This window comes from Sphingobium aromaticiconvertens (assembly GCF_037154075.1).
GTDB lineage: Bacteria > Pseudomonadota > Alphaproteobacteria > Sphingomonadales > Sphingomonadaceae > Sphingobium > Sphingobium aromaticiconvertens.
Map to the genome: position 1 here is coordinate 1 of NZ_JBANRJ010000006.1, position 14,949 is coordinate 14,949.

General features: G+C 62.6%; 16 protein-coding genes and 1 pseudogene. 11 read left to right on the forward strand and 6 right to left on the reverse strand.

Translation table 11 applies throughout. The features are described from left to right. From WFR25_RS26205 to WFR25_RS26215, 3 genes are all read left to right on the forward strand, one after another. On the forward strand, positions 1-280 hold a 280-nt coding region (locus WFR25_RS26205; RefSeq protein WP_336975251.1), incomplete at its 5' end, for a type II toxin-antitoxin system VapC family toxin. Between the two features lie 2 nt (positions 281-282). Then, positions 283-1,299 carry a site-specific integrase gene (locus WFR25_RS26210; RefSeq protein WP_336975252.1) on the forward strand — a complete coding sequence of 339 codons (1,017 nt, stop codon included), beginning with the start codon at positions 283-285 and terminating at the stop codon, positions 1,297-1,299. A gap of 36 nt (positions 1,300-1,335) precedes the next feature. Further along, on the forward strand, positions 1,336-2,532 hold the full coding sequence (locus WFR25_RS26215) for an NnrS family protein (RefSeq protein ID WP_336975253.1): 1,197 nt from the start codon (positions 1,336-1,338) through the stop codon (positions 2,530-2,532). Here WFR25_RS26215 and WFR25_RS26220 read toward each other — a convergent pair whose 3' ends face one another. Beyond that, positions 2,533-2,868, reverse strand: coding sequence for a cupin domain-containing protein (locus WFR25_RS26220; RefSeq protein ID WP_336975254.1), 336 nt, complete (start codon positions 2,866-2,868; stop codon positions 2,533-2,535). It lies immediately after the preceding gene. Between the two features lie 167 nt (positions 2,869-3,035). Here WFR25_RS26220 and WFR25_RS26225 point away from each other — a divergent pair, with 167 nt between their 5' ends. Further along, positions 3,036-3,245, forward strand: coding sequence for a hypervirulence associated TUDOR domain-containing protein (locus WFR25_RS26225; protein ID WP_336975255.1), 210 nt, complete (start codon positions 3,036-3,038; stop codon positions 3,243-3,245). Next, entirely contained in the window at positions 3,245-3,793 is a 549-nt protein-coding gene (locus WFR25_RS26230) for a DUF488 domain-containing protein (RefSeq protein ID WP_336975256.1), read from the forward strand. The genes WFR25_RS26225 and WFR25_RS26230 overlap by 1 nt, the downstream gene beginning before the upstream one ends. A gap of 285 nt (positions 3,794-4,078) precedes the next feature. Here WFR25_RS26230 and WFR25_RS26235 read toward each other — a convergent pair whose 3' ends face one another. Continuing rightward, positions 4,079-5,011 (reverse strand): 1-phosphofructokinase family hexose kinase, encoded by a 933-nt coding sequence (locus tag WFR25_RS26235; RefSeq protein WP_336975257.1) that lies wholly within the window; start codon positions 5,009-5,011, stop codon positions 4,079-4,081. Between the two features lie 171 nt (positions 5,012-5,182). Between WFR25_RS26235 and WFR25_RS26240 the strand changes: the two genes are divergently transcribed. The 4 genes from WFR25_RS26240 to WFR25_RS26255 all read left to right on the forward strand — a co-directional run bounded on the left by WFR25_RS26240 (position 5,183) and on the right by WFR25_RS26255 (position 10,920). Then, on the forward strand, positions 5,183-6,826 hold the full coding sequence (locus WFR25_RS26240; RefSeq protein ID WP_336975258.1) for an MBL fold metallo-hydrolase: 1,644 nt from the start codon (positions 5,183-5,185) through the stop codon (positions 6,824-6,826). Positions 6,827-6,942: 116 nt separating this feature from the next. Then, on the forward strand, positions 6,943-7,491 hold the full coding sequence (locus WFR25_RS26245; protein ID WP_336975259.1) for a cytochrome b: 549 nt from the start codon (positions 6,943-6,945) through the stop codon (positions 7,489-7,491). 514 nt (positions 7,492-8,005) lie between these two features. After that, complete coding sequence (locus WFR25_RS26250; protein WP_336975260.1) at positions 8,006-8,452, forward strand: universal stress protein; 447 nt, start codon at positions 8,006-8,008, stop codon at positions 8,450-8,452. Then, positions 8,449-10,920, forward strand: coding sequence for a cation-translocating P-type ATPase (locus tag WFR25_RS26255; protein ID WP_336975261.1), 2,472 nt, complete (start codon positions 8,449-8,451; stop codon positions 10,918-10,920). Before WFR25_RS26250 ends, WFR25_RS26255 begins: the two co-directional genes overlap by 4 nt. Here the strand turns inward: WFR25_RS26255 and WFR25_RS26260 are convergent. Continuing rightward, positions 10,911-11,180: pseudogene (locus WFR25_RS26260) on the reverse strand (hypothetical protein); the annotation flags it as partial. The gene WFR25_RS26255 and the pseudogene WFR25_RS26260 overlap by 10 nt on opposite strands. Positions 11,181-11,185: 5 nt before the next feature. On the opposite strand from WFR25_RS26260, the gene WFR25_RS26265 reads away from it, so the two are divergent. Continuing rightward, the gene (locus WFR25_RS26265) at positions 11,186-11,572 is read left to right on the forward strand and encodes a TSUP family transporter (protein ID WP_336975262.1); all 387 of its coding nucleotides are present in this window, start codon (positions 11,186-11,188) and stop codon (positions 11,570-11,572) included. A 172-nt stretch (positions 11,573-11,744) separates the two neighbouring features. Continuing rightward, complete coding sequence (locus WFR25_RS26270; RefSeq protein WP_336975263.1) at positions 11,745-11,987, forward strand: HP1242/YdcH family protein; 243 nt, start codon at positions 11,745-11,747, stop codon at positions 11,985-11,987. A 204-nt stretch (positions 11,988-12,191) separates the two neighbouring features. Here the strand turns inward: WFR25_RS26270 and WFR25_RS26275 are convergent, their stop codons facing one another. From WFR25_RS26275 to WFR25_RS26285, 3 genes are read right to left on the reverse strand one after another with little or no spacing between them, the layout of a single operon-like run. Next, positions 12,192-13,019, reverse strand: a complete 828-nt coding sequence (locus tag WFR25_RS26275; protein ID WP_336975264.1) for a universal stress protein — start codon at positions 13,017-13,019, stop codon at positions 12,192-12,194. Positions 13,020-13,073: 54 nt separating this feature from the next. Then, positions 13,074-14,042 carry a calcium/sodium antiporter gene (locus WFR25_RS26280; RefSeq protein ID WP_336975265.1) on the reverse strand — a complete coding sequence of 323 codons (969 nt, stop codon included), beginning with the start codon at positions 14,040-14,042 and terminating at the stop codon, positions 13,074-13,076. Between the two features lie 6 nt (positions 14,043-14,048). Continuing rightward, a complete protein-coding gene (locus WFR25_RS26285; RefSeq protein ID WP_336975266.1) occupies positions 14,049-14,948 on the reverse strand; it encodes a universal stress protein in 900 nt (299 codons plus the stop codon). Position 14,949: the final 1 nt, after the last annotated feature.

A 14,949-nucleotide genomic window follows, 5' to 3' on the forward strand; every position in this document is an offset into this window, starting at 1 on the left:
CCTTAACCTGGCCGAGGTCGTGACCAAGCTCCAGGACCGCGGTTTCACCGACGCCGAGATTGACGAAGCCCTCTCGCTGCTCGACCTTGATGTGCGTCCTTTTGACGAAGTGTGTGCGATCCTCGCCGGCAAGCTGCGTGGTACCACACGTCACGCGGGTCTGTCGCTCGGTGACCGGGCGTGCCTCGCCCTGGCGCAGTCGCTAGGAGCCACCGCGCTGACCACCGACCGCGCCTGGGACGCTCTCGATATCGGCATCCGCATCGAACTCGCGCGCTGATCATGGCCAACAACCTCCCCATCCCGTTGGAGCAAGGCGCGTTGCCGGACATGCTGCAAGCGGAAGTCGCGCGCGCGGCCGAATATGCCAAGGCCTCAAGGTCGCCGGCGACCCGGCGGGCCTACGCTTCGGACTGGGAAATTTTCACGCTTTGGTGCGACGAGCGAGGCATCGAGAGCCTGCCCGCCACCCCTGCGGCGGTCGCGATTTTCCTGTCGTCGCAGGCCGACAGCGGTCTGAAGAAGCCGACCATCGGCCGCAGGCTTGCCGCCATCGGCTATCATCACCGCCAGGCCGGGTTCGATCCACCGCAGGAACGGACGGGCGGCGCGGCGATCAAGCTGGTGCTGGAAGGCATTCGCAACGAGAAAAAGCACGAGCGTCCGGACCGCAAGCGCCCGGCGGACGCCGACATGCTGCGCGACATGCTCCGGACCATCGAGGGCGATGATCTGCGCGCGACCCGGGACCGCGCGGTGCTCGCGATCGGCATGGCCGCGGCGCTGCGGCGGTCCGAACTGGTCGCGCTGCAGACCAACCACGTCGAACTCACCGCCGAGGGCCTGCGTCTGCTGATCGGCCATTCGAAAACCGATCAGGCGGGCGAAGGCGCGACCATCGCGATCCCCGAAGGCCGGCGTATCCGGCCCAAGGCGCTGCTGCTGGCGTGGACGAACGCCGCGCTGGAGGCGGCGCACCGTTTCAATGACCCGCGCATCAGCTTCGAGGACGGGCCGCTCTTCCGGCGCCTCACCCGCAGTGGGGGGCTGACCGCCAATCCCATGTCGGACCGCGCGGTCGCGCGTCTGGTGCAACGCTGCGCGGCGGCGGCCGGGTTTGATCCCACCGATTATGCCGGCCATTCGTTGCGGTCGGGCTTTCTTACCGAAGCAGCGCGACAGGGCGCGAGCATCTTCAAGATGCGCGATGTCAGCCGGCATAAGTCGGTGCAGGTGCTGTCGGATTATGTGCGCGATTTCGAGATGTTCCGCGACCATGCGGGCGCGAAGTTTCTATAGAGGGTCTTGGCCATATTGAGATGGACGGTGACACGCATGACTGAGAACGCCGAACGGGATCGCGTCGCCGAAACGCCGACCGCCCTCCAGGGCAGCTTCCGGCTGCTTTTCACCGGCGGAGCGCTCTGGGCGCTGGTCGTCGTGGCGCTTTGGGTCGGTGCCTTGGACGGGGCGTGGACCCTGCCGACCGCGATGGAACCCCTCGTCTGGCACCAGCATGAGATGCTGTTCGGGTATCTCGGCGCGGTCATCGCCGGGTTCCTGAGCGCGGCAATCCCCAACTGGACCGGGCGGCCGGTGGTGACGGGGTGGCCGGTGGCGGCGTTCGTCGGCCTGTGGGCCGCCGCCCGGCTGGCGGTGCTGTTCTCCGCCTATGTGCCGCCGCTCGTCGGCGCCGTGCTCGACGTCGGTTTTCTGCTGGCGCTGCTCGGCTATGCGGCGTGGCAGATCTTCGCGGCCGGCAACCGCAACAAGCCGATCCTGATCGTCCTGCTGCTGTTCGCCGCCGCCTGCGGGCTGGATCATGCCGCGGCGATGGGGCTGACGACTGACCCGGCTATCGGCATACGGGCCGGTTTCGCGCTGGTCCTCATGCTGATCGCGATCATCGGCGGGCGGATCATCCCGGCCTTCACCCGCAACTGGCTGACCCGGCAGGGCCACACCGATGGGTTGCCGACGATGGCCAACCGATTCGATCACGCGGTGCTTGCGATCACGGCGATCGCGCTGGCCGGCTGGGTATTCGCACTCGCGGCGCATCCGGTGGCCTGGCTGCTGCTTGTCGCCGGCGCATTGCATGCCGTGCGGTTGACCCGTTGGGCCGGGCTGTGCGCGGCGGCGGACCCGTTGGTGTTCGTCCTGCACGTCGCCTACGCTTGGCTACCGGCGGGTTTGCTGCTGCTCGGCGCCGCCGCCCTATGGCCGATCGTACCCGTATCGAGCGCGATGCACGCGCTGGGCGCCGGCGCGATGGCGACGATGACACTGGCGGTCATGACGCGGGCGACGCGTGGTCATACCGGCCGCCCACTAGAAGCGGATGGGGCGACGGTCGCCATCTATGTGCTGGTCAATCTGGGGGCGCTGCTGCGGGTCGCCGCTCCACTGCTGCCGTTCGACTATATGCTGAGCGTTCGTCTGGCCGGCGGCCTATGGGGCGGCGCATTCCTGTTGTTCGTGCTGGTATATGGTCGGATGGCGTTGCGACGCCCCGCCAAGGGCCAAGCCTGATCACTGCGCCGGCCGCGTGTCGAACAAGATCGTGAGCAGCAGCCGCGCATCTTCGACGCCCTGAACGGAATGCTGATCGCCGCGCTCCAGATAGATCCAATCCCCAGCGCCAAGTTCGATATCCGATGGACCCAGCGTGACCCGGCCTTCCAGGCAATGCAGCGTCAGATAACCGGAAACATGATGTGGCGGTATGGTCGATCCTGCGGGAACGACGAGGTGAATGGCCTCGAACCGATCCGATTTGACCAGCGCGGCCGTCCCGCTGGCGCCTCGTTCTGGCGCCAGTGATGGAAGATGAATCACTTCGCCGGGCTTTGCATGCTGGAGCGCCATTATCAGATCCCTTCAAGATATTCTTATGCCATCATATCCGGCAACGCGCGAACGACGTGGAAGTCACCGGCGACACTGAATACTGAAGACGCCTGCACGCACTGTAAGCACTCGGGGCCTGGAACGGATACGCCAAAGCGCTCGTTACTCTGGCGAACGAGGAGACTATGGCGAAATATTCCAAGGGCGACCATGTAAGCTGGAATTCCGAGGCCGAACGGGTGAGCGGCAGGATCATCAAGGTGCATGAACGGGATTTCGATTATAAAGGCCATCGGCATCACGCCTCGGAGGAGGCGCCGCAATATGAGATCGCCAGCGACAAAACCGACCACATCGCGGCGCACAAGGAAGACGCACTGAAAAAGATCGACTGATGGCGGCCCCTTTCACGACTATCGGCCATTCGAACCGCAGCCTCGAAGAGTTCCTTGATATGCTGCGTGAGGCGCAGGTCGGGCTGCTGGTTGACGTGCGATCCTTTCCGAAATCGCGCAGCAATCCCGTCTTCAATATCGACCGCCTGCCGGCGAATCTGGCGAAGGTCCAGATCGGCTACCGGCACTGCCCGGAATTGGGCGGCCGTCGCCCGAAGCAATCCGGAGCGGATGAACGGCTCAACGCCTTGTGGCGGGTGCAGAGCTTCCACAATTATGCCGATTATGCCTTGGGGGAGACATTCGGCGACGCCCTCGACACGCTCGTTCGATTAGGCAGCGAACGGCGGCTGGCATTGATGTGCTCGGAAGCGGTCTGGTGGCGATGCCACCGGCGCATCATTGCGGACTATCTCCTTTTGAACGGTCACGCCGTCGATCACCTCATGGGGCCGGGCCGGGTAGAACCGGCCAAGCCTACGCCGGGCGCCCAACGAACCGAACCGGGGAAGGTGATCTATCCTCGCGGCGCGGAGCTTCGCGAATAGACGCCGGGTTTCCGCACGAACCACCATGCTATGGTGCAGTTACGGCCTCATGCTCTCGGTCCGAGGGGCAGCCTAGTCGTCGTCGCCCGGACCCGGCGTTCACCCCCGCAAGCTCCCCGGTTTCGCCGAAAGCAGCATGATCGTGAATCGAACCACCCATCCGGACGTCGTGCACAAGCTGGCGCGGCCATCCTCGGCTCCACTGCCGCGCCAGCGCGTCCTTCTACCGCACCTTCGCCCTTGATCCGCAGAACGTAGCCGGCCGGCCGCTGCTTGAGGCGGAGCCTAGGGGATCTGGGCCACGCGCTCGTATAGCTGACGGATGTCGTCGGGTCTGGCGAGATCATGGCCCGGGCTCATCACCGCGGCTGCGCCGGCGGCGATACCGAAGCGGAAGGCATCGCTGATGTCCCATCCGAGCGAAATGGCGAAAACCATGGCTGACAGAAAGCTGTCGCCCGCGCCGACGGCGCTCTTGGCTTCGATGCCGACCGCGGGAAGGTGCAGTTGCCGGCCCGCTGACGCGAGGAGCGCGCCTTCGTGCCCCATCGTTACCGCAACATGCGCGGCCTGCCCTTTGTCGACGATTTCCATGGCCGCACCGGCCACGGAGTCCTGGTCCAGGAGATCACGCCCGGTCAACTGCCGCAATTCACCGATGCTGGGCTTGACCAGAAAGACGCCGCCTTCGGCAAGGCCGCCCCGCAGTCCCGGGCCTGAGCTATCGAGGACAACCGGAATGTTACGCCGGGCCATCAGAGCGACGAGGCGGCCATAGAAATCGTCGGGGACACCGGGCGGAAGCGAGCCGCTCGCAACCATATAGTCGCACTGGGCGTCTTCCAGCTGCTTGAGACATTGCTGCCATTCGCCCGGTTCGATGAAGGGCCCCGGAGGAACGAACCGATACTCCTTTCCGCTTTCGCGTTCGAGCACCGCGGCCGCGACCCGGGTATGGCCCTTGATCGGAATGCGATTGCGCACGAGTTGGTGGAGGTCGAGGAGGCCGTCCAGCGCATGGCCGGTCGCGCCGCCAGAGAGATAGTAGCTCCGGGCATTACCGCCGAGCCGGACGAAGACACGGGCGACGTTGATGCCTCCGCCGCCCGGCTCGTAAAATTCAGACTTGGTCCGCATCTTGCGCGTGTGGAAGACATGATCGACTTCATAGGCGACGTCGATCGTCGGGTTCAGCGTCAGGGTGGCGATGCTCATCATGCAGCTATTGAAGGGTGCAGCGGCCCGTCGGTCTATCCGCAATTTCCCCATGTCGGTCAGGCCCCTGCCTGACCGACATGGAGAGCGCATCCGTTCACCTTCGCGCGAAAGCAGTCCTGCGCGCCCACTAAGGATAATCTCTCATAGCAGAGGCGCTGGGCGCGACTAAGGATGTCAACGAAACAGGACCAACAGGCCGGAGCATGCGCAGTGACGAGTAACGAGCCCAAGATCACCTTCCACGGCGCCGCGGGGACAGTCACGGGGTCGTGCATGGAACTGGAATTTGAAGACCGTACGATCCTCATCGACTGCGGCCTGTTCCAGGGACCCCGAACACTCGAAACGCTCAATCGCGAGCCTTTTTCGTTCGATGCGCACAAGGTCGCTGCGGTCGTCCTCACGCATGCGCATATCGACCACAGCGGTCTGCTGCCAAAACTCGTCGCCGAGGGCTTTCGGGGGCCGATCTACGCGACGACGCAAACGCGCGATCTTCTCTACCACATGCTGCCTGATGCTGGACGCATCCAGGAGAGCGAAGCGGAACGCCGGAACCGCCGCAAAGACCGCAAGGACGAGGATCCGATCGAGCCGATCTACACCGAGGCCGATTCCAAAGCAGCCTATGATCAGATCGAGACGATCGCGATGAACCAGTGGTTCCAGCCCGCGCGGGGGTTCACGGCCCGGTTGTGGAATGCTGGCCACATCCTCGGCTCAACCTCCGTCGAGCTGCAAGTAGGCGAAACGCGCCTGCTCTTTTCAGGCGATCTTGGCCCCGATCACAAGGCCTTCCACGCCGATCCCGAGGGGCCATCAGGGCTCGATCATGTGATTTGCGAAAGCACTTACGGCGACCGGGTCCGAGAGGACCTGACGCTCGAGCAGCGGCGCACGCTCCTGGAAGCCGAGATCAAGGCTGCGCTGACGCGCGGCGGCAATCTCGTCATCCCGGTATTCGCCCTGGAGCGGACGCAGGAGCTGCTTCTCGACATCGCCACGCTCATCAATACCGGGCGCCTGGCGCATCCGCAGGTGTTCATCGACTCTCCCCTTGCGACGCGGGCGACCGAGGTGTTCGCGAAGCATGCCAGCGAGCTCGAGGACATGGGCTCGGGCGAGATCTTCCACCATCCGTCCTTCCACTATGTCCTGAACAGCATGGAATCGATGCGGTTGAACAGCCTGTCCGGCGCAATCATCATGGCGGCTTCGGGAATGTGCGAGGCCGGGCGCATCCGCCACCACCTGCGGCATAACCTGGGACGGCGGGAATCGACGATATTGTTCGTCGGATTCCAGGCGGCCGGGTCGCTGGGACGGACAATTCTCGATGGTGTCAACCGCGTGCGGATCTGGGGGCAGGACGTTGCCGTCCGAGCCCAGATCCGCCGGATCGACACCTACTCGGCGCATGCCGACCAGCAGGATCTTCAGCTATGGATCAAGGCGCGGCAGCCGATCGAGGGCAGCCTTTTCCTGAGCCACGGCGAATCCGGATCTATCGAAACCTTCCGACGGCTGATGCAGGCGGATGAGGCGGCGACATCGATCATCGCGCCGCAGCTGGGCGAAACCTATTCGCTTCCCGCGCGCGCGCCGGCGCGGCGTCTCAAGACAGGAAACACCGAGTTGCAGGGCGCGGTCGGACGGGACTGGCAGAATGACTACGCGGATTTCTCGATCCGCCTGAAGAAGGAACTCCAGGGAATGCAGAGCGCCTCTGCGCGGCGCGAAGCGCTCGCGCGGATGTCGGAGGTTCTCCGCTCCTATCAAAGCCATCGCGACAAGCGGAAGGCTCGGAACGGCTAGAAATTCCCGGCGGCGCTGCAATCGGGGCAGCCGGTACGCGCTTGGGGAGGATTGATCAAAAACAATGCATTCTGTGTCTTTCGTTGCCAAGATCGATCAAAATCATGAGGCCCGCAATGAATTCCAACGATGTCCGTCAGCGCTTTTCCTCGCTGTCGATCACTCTCCACTGGATGATGGTTCTGCTGATTTCAGCTGTCTATGCGACCATACTGCTGCGCGAAAACTATCCCAAAGGGACTGACATACGCGAAGGGCTGAAATCCTGGCATTTCATGCTCGGGCTGGCTGTCTTGGCCTTGGTTATCGCTCGCATCATAGCGCGCGTCATCAAGAGCAAGCCGCCTATCACGCCGGAGCCACCGGTCTGGCAGGTGCTGCTGGCCAATATAACGCATTTTGCACTCTATGCGTTCATGCTGACGATGCCCATCGCAGGCTGGGTGATCCTGAGTGCGTCCGGCAAAGCAATTCCGTTCTTCGGGCTGGAACTCCCCGCTCTGGTGGGGCAGAGCAAGGCTTTGGCAGGGCAGGTAAAGGACTTGCACGAGACGGTAGGCTCGATTGGCTATTTTTTAATCGGCCTGCATGCTCTTGCGGCTCTTTACCATCATTATGTTGTCAAGGACGATACGTTGCGGCGAATGTTGCCGAACCGGCGGTGAGGCTGGCGGGCCCGGTCCAGAGCGGGTCGGAACTTACGCAGGCATCCGTGCCAACAGGAATGTCTGCCAGGTACCAACGTCCTGGTTAACGGCGCTCGGGGCGCGTTCGTCCCAAGAGCATCCAGAACTGTTCGCCCAGTGCTGGGCAAACCTACCGCAACAATGCGCATTTGAAGAGGTCCAGCGCGCCGAGCCAGTCAAATAGGCAAGCCAACGTCTGCGCACTGCCAACAAGCTATCGTGAACTGAGGCGTGCCCGGCCTTTGAGGAGAGGAAGGCGGGAGAGATCGCGATTACCAACAGCCAGTGGAACAGTCGTTCCCGCAGGTCCCAGACCCTCATCCTTGCTATCTGGCGCGGAGCGAACGTTGTTGTCATAGCCTGTTGCCTAGCCTGCTCGACGGTAGTGCTTAGGTGCTTTGCCGTACGTCAGGTATTTCCCCTAATGATCACTTCCGCTCCAGCGGGTAGAACAGGTGCCTGTTTTCGATCCGCAACTTGGCACGGGGAAGCGATGTTTAAGAGCATCCTGATGGCGATCGATCTCGATGATCCGACATTCTGGTCACAAGCTATACCGGCAGCCCTCTCCCTGGCGCGCGCGGGCGGACCCCGTCTTACGCTGGGAATCGTGATCACCAACTGGGAAGCTATGGCCGACCAATGGTCGCCTGCAAGCTATCGGGTAAGGATCGAAATTGCTCGCGTTCGTTTGTGCAGCCTGGCCGATGGATGTGGTCATGAGCCTCACGACGTAATGGTTGGCGGCGGCCGCATCGGCCCGGCAATCTTGGAGCTCGCCGGCAGGGCCGACGCCGATCTCATCGTTCTAGCCGCTCATTGGCCGGGTCTTCGCGATTACGTTATAAGGGGGGAACGCGGCGCATGCGGTCAGCCACGCGCCTTGCTCAGTCCTCGTCGTGCAGAAGTGACAAAGCCTAATCAGGATCTCGGCGGATGAAGCGCGTTGTCCCTGAGAATCGAATTGCCTTGCTCATGAAGGCCCCGGAACAAGGCCTTTCCGAGGCTGAAGCCGCTGCGCTGGGAACGCAGTACGGAACGAACGTCATAGCCGAACATCCGCCGAGTTCGGCGGCGAGGCTGGCGAAGGAAACCTTCGGGGACCCCATGATCTGGTTCCTTGTGGTAACAAGCGCGATCTTCGGGTTGATCGGCCAATACACCGACATGGCGGTGCTGCTTGGCGCCATCGCTCCGCTGGTCGGAATGGACCTCTACCTCCATCGCCGCACGCAGGCATCGATCGAGGGCCTGCGCAGCGCGTTGACGACGACCGCGAGAGTCATCCGAGAAGGAGCGGAACGACAGGTTGAAGCGGAGGAACTGGTACCCGGCGATCTCGTGCGTATTACCGCTGGAGAATCCTTTCCCGCAGATGGCATCATTGTGTCGGGGACCTCACTTCAGGCGGAGGAATCCTCACTGACAGGCGAAGCCTATCCGGTCCTGAAGCGCCCCATACGGCAACTAGCTGTCCCCGAAGAGGAAGCATGGGTGTTCGCTGGCACTCGGCTTCTGACCGGCTCCGCCGAGATCCGCCTGATCTTCACCGGGGCGGAGACCATTTATGGTGAGATCGTCGAGGCGGCGGTGAGCGGCTCTTCCGAACGCACTCCACTCCAGCAATCGGTCGCGGCGCTTGTGAAGCGCCTCTTGGCATTTGCGGCTTTCATATGCCTGCTTCTGGCTGCAGTCCGACTTTGGCAGGGTTTTGGCCTGGTCGATGCCTTCCTTAGCGCAGCGATTCTCGCAGTCGCCGCCGTCCCCGAGGAATTCCCGGTCGTGCTGACCTTCTTCCTCGGTGTCGGGGTCTATCGGCTGGCGCGCGCGAAAGCCTTGGTCCGGCGCGGAACCGCGGTCGAAAACATCGGCCGGGTGTCAGTCATCTGCACAGACAAGACGGGAACCATCACCGAAGGAAAGCTTACCTATCGCGAGGGGGTGCCCTGTCCCGGTGTGCCGCAGGAGTGGTTGATGAGCGTCGCCGCGCTCGCCTCCCGGCAAGACTCAAGCGACCCTCTGGACATCGCCATACTGTCGGCGGCGACACCCATTTCGTCGTCATGGCAGCGTTTGGCAGTGTTCCCCTTCACTGAAGGCCGGAGAAGGGAAACCGCTAGCTGGCGCCGGGATACAGGCGCGGTTGTCGTGGCGGTGAAAGGGGCCCCGGAAACGATTCTGGCCCTGTGCAATCTGAGCGGGGCGGACCTGAAGCACTGGCAGCAGGTAGCCAGCACCTCTTCCGGCCGAGGCGAAAAGGTGATCGCCTGTGCATGGCAGGATGTCGCGGCCGCGACATCCGACGAGCCCGTGGCCGGGTTCAAGCTGGCAGGTCTGATCTCGGTGACAGACCCAATTCGTCCCGGTGTTCGCGAAGCAGTGAATCAAGCAAGAGCGGCAGGAATCCAGACCGTAATGGTAACCGGCGATCACCCCGAGACGGCTTTAGCAATAGCTCGCGAGGCGGGCATTGCCGAGGCTCCCGTGGCGATTCTAGGTGATGATCTTTCCTCGACCCTGCACGGGATGAGCGACGACGCGCTTCGCGATCTTGCTGTCGTCGCGAGAGCCACCCCTGCGCAAAAGGTGCTTCTGGTTGAAGCCCTTCGCGGTACTGGCAGAGTAGTCGCAGTGACGGGCGATGGCGTGAACGATGCGCCGGCCCTTCGTGCCGCAGATGTCGGCATAGCAATGGGTCTACGAGGCACGCGCACAGCCCGCGAAGTCAGCGCGATCGTGCTCATGGATGACAATTTTGGAACCGTCGTCACCGCTATCGCCGAGGGCCGGCAACTCTTTCAAAACCTACGACGGAGCTTCGCATTTCTGCTCATGATCCATCTCCCGCTCGTAGCAACGGCAGCTTTGGTACCCTTGCTCGGTTACCCGCTGCTCTACTTGCCGGTGCATATCGTTTGGCTCGAACTTCTGATCCATCCGGCGGCAATCCTGGGGTTCCAGCAACGCGCTGATGGAAGGGGCCACTCGAAGCGCCAGGAGAACCGAGACTTCTTCACAGGGATCGAATGGGCGGTGCTAGGGGCGACAGGCACGGGCATCGCCGGCGCGGTACTGGCTGTCTTTATGCTGGCCATCGAGAATGGCTCGGGTCCGGATCATGCTCGCTCCATGGCGTTCGTCAGCTTGGTCAACGGGTTGGCGGTGCTCCTCCTGTCGCTCACGGGTATACGATACAGGATCCCGAACTTCCTCGCCGCTGTAGCCGTCGCAAGCAGCCTCATCTTTATCCAGTTTGGCTCCGTCGCGCGCATTGCCCACTTACACCCATTGCCACTCGAGCATTGGGTCGTTGCTGCTGGGGCTGGCGCTATACCAGCACTAGGCGCACTCATTTTCACGGCTATTGGTTCGCACCCCTTTCGGCGGTCCTCACCTTCTCAACCCTGAAAGAGCTGGACAATCGCGTCCTTCGTCAAGCATCCTTCAGGGCTTCTCGGCGCTGACGCCGTCTCAGCGCTTCTCATCTTCAGCGGAAATTTGAGGTAATGTGCGCCGTTTGTCTCTGCCGCCGCAAAGCGCACGGCCCGAATGCTCACCTGGATAGACAGCAGCAAGAGCATTGGCGCAGCCAGCGTCGCGTCACGAGCCTCTCGCATGGCGACGAAATCGTCTTCGCTCACACCATCGTGGACATGAACGCTCAGGCGTGCGCTTGTCACGCGATACGGCGGGGGTGCTTCTCCCCCGTCTCGTGCCGATGGGGCTGAGCGTCGGGCTTGCGGCCGGTTTTTTCGGCATCGGTGGCGGCTTCCTGATCGTGCCCGCACTCATCGCGGCAACGGCCATGCCGTTTACCTATGCGGTCGGCACCTCGCTTATCGTGGTCACCGCGCTCGGGCTGACCACGGCCACATCCTACGCGCTGTCCGGTCACGTCGACTGGCCGCTCACGGCCCTCCTCATCGCGGGCGGCAGCGGTGGAGCAATGATGGGAATCCGGCTCGGCCAGCTGCTCGCCGCTCACAAGACGCTGTTCGAGCGGGCTTTCGCCGTTCTGGTCATCACCATCGGTATTTATGTAGCAGCCGGAGCGGCATGACGCCCCCGCGAGCCGAGGTTGATCTCGATTGTAACGACAATGGGAGAACTCTGATGAATGATCCTGACAAGAGCGCCAAAGAGCTAGCCGCGCCCGACTAGGGGAACCTACTTATGGGCGCACGCTGGCGCGTCTTCTATCACCGGCAACGTAGACACCAACGGAGTAAGACATGTCCAACACCCCGCATACATTGGGCGACGAATTTCCAAATAAGATGGACAAGATCCACGCCTTGAAGGTCTCTGATCCCGGCTTTGCGCAACTATTGGCCCAATATGATGAGGTGAATGACGAGATTCACCTGGCCGAGACCAACGTCCGGCCGACCGCACAGGACCGCGAGACGGAATTGCGCAAGCGGCGAATGACGATCAAGGATCGGATCGCGGAAACACTTGCGCAGAGCGCCTGATCGGCATTCAGGGCTGGATCCAATGCGTCCAGCCTTCGCAGAACCGGGGCAGCGGCTAACAGACACCTCAAAGAGATTAGCGGGACGGACGCTGGTGGCCGTCCCGCTAATCTGCAAAAAGCGTCTCTCTCCCTGGCCTGGGAAACGGCCACTGCATGGTGTGCGGCCGCTCGTTTGGTTGGCGGCCCGATAGCCCCCTGCCCTTTAGCGCGACATCAAAACCGGCAGCGTAACGTCATCGATGAGGTCACGCGTAACGCCGCCGAGGAGGATATCACGCACCCGCGAATGGGCGAAGGCGCCAATAGCCAGCAAATCCGCACCTGTATCGTGCGCGACGGTCTGTAGCGCCGCCGAGACCCGCTTCCCTGACGAGCTGATGACATGAACATCAACCTTGAAGCCATGACGAGCGAGATGACGCGCAATATCGGAGCCTGGCGCGGGGCCGTGGCCTTCCGCTGTGGGTTCTGGATCCACGCAAACGACGTCGATGACGGCACCCGGATCTGCAACATCGATCAGGTCACGGGCGGTCCTGCGCGCCTCGCTGGATGCGTCCCATCCCAGAACGGCGCGAACCACGCGCTCGAGCTTTGCATTGTCGGGTAGGACAAGAACAGGCCCACCGGATCCGGTGACGGCGGCCTCCAGGCTTCGCCGGCGCAGCTTCTGGTTTTCGAAGGCCGATGCGCCGCCGATCAGCAGGAGATCTGCATAGCGCCCTTCGACGCGTGAAGCGCCGCCGAGATAAGCAAGGGCATCGGCGACAGGACGTATCTCGACCGGAATCGACGCGCCTTCCACGGCGGCCTTCACAGCTTCGGTGCGCCGCTTCTCCTCGCCGTCGATGCGATCCAGGATAATCGGATAATAGTCAAACGGTGGCAGCACCGCGGCGTTGTCAAAGATATCCATCATCAGGGATATTGCGAGGTGCGCGTCTTGCGCGGCGGCGAAGCCTGTGGCGTGCTTGATGAAGCCGCGGGCCGCCTCTCCATTGTCGACGATTGCGACCAGGTCTTTCAGCATGGTTTTCTCCTTTCTGGGTTGATCAAGATTCCCGCTCGCGGAGAGCGGCGTTTGTCAGGTTCGTTGAATGATCAGGTAGCTGAGATAGACCGCGTACGCGGTGACGAAGAGACCACCCTCGACCCGCGAAATCTCACGCCGGCTGACGAAAACCGGGATACAGAGGAGTGCCACACCGAGCATGACGGGAATGTCGATGCGAATGAGATGGCGGCCGACATCGACCCCGTTTGCCGAAACCAGGCAGGTCACACCAAGGATGACGAGGATATTGTATACGCTGCTGCCGATGAGGTTGCCGATCGCGATGTCGCGCTCGCCCCGAAAGGTAGAAATGATGGTGGTCACGAGCTCTGGCGCCGAGGTGCCGATGGCGACGATCGTCAAACCGATGAAGGCGTCAGATACCTTCCAAAGGCGGGCAAGGGCGATTGCGCCATCCACCAGCCAGTCGGCGCCGACAACGATCACGATGAGCCCAATGGCGAGCATCAGCAGTTCGGTGATGGCTTGGCGGTTAGCGAGGCGTCGAGACCCGAATTCGCGGGCGAACTCAAGCTTGACCTTGGCGCTCTCACGCCGGGCGACGCGAATGACAGCCAGTGTGAAAGCCGCGCCCATCGTGACCAGCAGCAGGCCTTCCAACCGCGAAAGCACGCCGTCCCATGCAAAGGCGAGCAGCGTGGCCGAGGCAATGACAATAACGGGGAGTTCCAGACGCAGGGTCTGCATCTGGATAGCCAGCGGGCGCAGCGCGGCGCTCAGGCCGAGGATAAGCAGGATGTTGACGGTGTTGGTGCCGGCAATGTTTCCTACGGCCAGAGAACCGTTCCCCTGAATGGCCGCGTCGATGCCGACGGCCAGCTCAGGCGTGCTCGTCCCGAGCGCGACCACGGTGAGACCGATCAGCAAGGGTGAAATGCCAAGGCGCGCTGCTAGTGCCGCGCCGCCTCTTACGAGCAGTTCGGCACCGGCGATCAACGCCGTAAGCCCGACACAAATCCAGACAATCGCAAGTGACATCGGGTGTTAGTCTGCTTTGCGTTTGGCGGGATCGGGTACGAGGAGGACGTCGCCGGGCACGGCATCGATGATCTTGCGCGCCGTGCTTCCGATCAGGGCTTCATAGACCATGCCGCCGCCATGGGTCCCCACCACAGTGAGATGGCGCCGCGAATTCTCGGCATAATCCTGCAATAGTCTTTCGGGCACCCCATGTTCGATCATGCGGCCGACCTTGCGCGCGGCGTCAGGCGCGAGGCCGGCTTCGGCCAGGAACTTGTCGGCTGCATCCTTGCCGTAGTCATCGAACTGCTTTTCGACCTCAGCGCGGCCGAGATAGCCCGCAAAGGGCACATCATAAGCGTGGAAGAGCGAGATGCCCGCGCTTGGGAAGAACTTGACGGCCGTCTCAAGCGCAACGCGGGAGGACTCCGAAAAATCCGTTGCGACGAGCATGTGGTGATAGGGCTCGAACGCGCGGTCGCGAACGATGAGGACCGGAACGGTTGACTTGCGGATCAGCCGGTCGACGGTGTCGCCAAGGAACATACGCGCCAGTAGCTCGTCGCGGGCAACACCGGTCACGATCAGTTCGGCATGGGATTTTCGGGCCGCCTCCAGGACAACAGGTGCGGGCGAACCCGTTTCGACATGGACGGCGATGTCGACGCTCGGATCCTCGCGAACCAGATCCCGACAGATCCGGTCGCGGGCCTTTCGCACCGGGTCGGGCGGGCGGCGCCAAGAGGGCATGTCGCGCAGGCTGCCGAACAGGGTGACATCCTCGGGCGGCGCGAGTGCGTGGATGACCGTGAGTTCGGCTTGCCACGCCTTGGTCACGAGCAAGGCGCGGTCGAGCGCGCGATCGCAGCGATGACTGAGGTCGGTGGCAAGCGCGATACGCTTAGGGAAAGTGCCCTGGGTCATG

Excerpts from the sequence above, each read along its gene's own strand:
- WFR25_RS26230 (WP_336975256.1), top strand. The coding sequence starts at position 3,245 with ATGGCGGCCCCTTTCACGACTATCGGCCATTCGAACCGCAGCCTCGAA.
- WFR25_RS26215 (WP_336975253.1), top strand. The coding sequence starts at position 1,336 with ATGACTGAGAACGCCGAACGGGATCGCGTCGCCGAAACGCCGACCGCC.
- WFR25_RS26240 (WP_336975258.1), top strand. The coding sequence starts at position 5,183 with ATGTCAACGAAACAGGACCAACAGGCCGGAGCATGCGCAGTGACGAGT.
- WFR25_RS26285 (WP_336975266.1), bottom strand. The coding sequence starts at position 14,948 with ATGACCCAGGGCACTTTCCCTAAGCGTATCGCGCTTGCCACCGACCTC.
- WFR25_RS26250 (WP_336975260.1), top strand. The coding sequence starts at position 8,006 with ATGTTTAAGAGCATCCTGATGGCGATCGATCTCGATGATCCGACATTC.
- WFR25_RS26255 (WP_336975261.1), top strand. The coding sequence starts at position 8,449 with ATGAAGCGCGTTGTCCCTGAGAATCGAATTGCCTTGCTCATGAAGGCC.
- WFR25_RS26280 (WP_336975265.1), bottom strand. The coding sequence starts at position 14,042 with ATGTCACTTGCGATTGTCTGGATTTGTGTCGGGCTTACGGCGTTGATC.
- WFR25_RS26220 (WP_336975254.1), bottom strand. The coding sequence starts at position 2,868 with ATGGCGCTCCAGCATGCAAAGCCCGGCGAAGTGATTCATCTTCCATCA.
- WFR25_RS26245 (WP_336975259.1), top strand. The coding sequence starts at position 6,943 with ATGAATTCCAACGATGTCCGTCAGCGCTTTTCCTCGCTGTCGATCACT.
- WFR25_RS26210 (WP_336975252.1), top strand. The coding sequence starts at position 283 with ATGGCCAACAACCTCCCCATCCCGTTGGAGCAAGGCGCGTTGCCGGAC.
- WFR25_RS26235 (WP_336975257.1), bottom strand. The coding sequence starts at position 5,011 with ATGATGAGCATCGCCACCCTGACGCTGAACCCGACGATCGACGTCGCC.
- WFR25_RS26275 (WP_336975264.1), bottom strand. The coding sequence starts at position 13,019 with ATGCTGAAAGACCTGGTCGCAATCGTCGACAATGGAGAGGCGGCCCGC.
- WFR25_RS26225 (WP_336975255.1), top strand. The coding sequence starts at position 3,036 with ATGGCGAAATATTCCAAGGGCGACCATGTAAGCTGGAATTCCGAGGCC.
- WFR25_RS26270 (WP_336975263.1), top strand. The coding sequence starts at position 11,745 with ATGTCCAACACCCCGCATACATTGGGCGACGAATTTCCAAATAAGATG.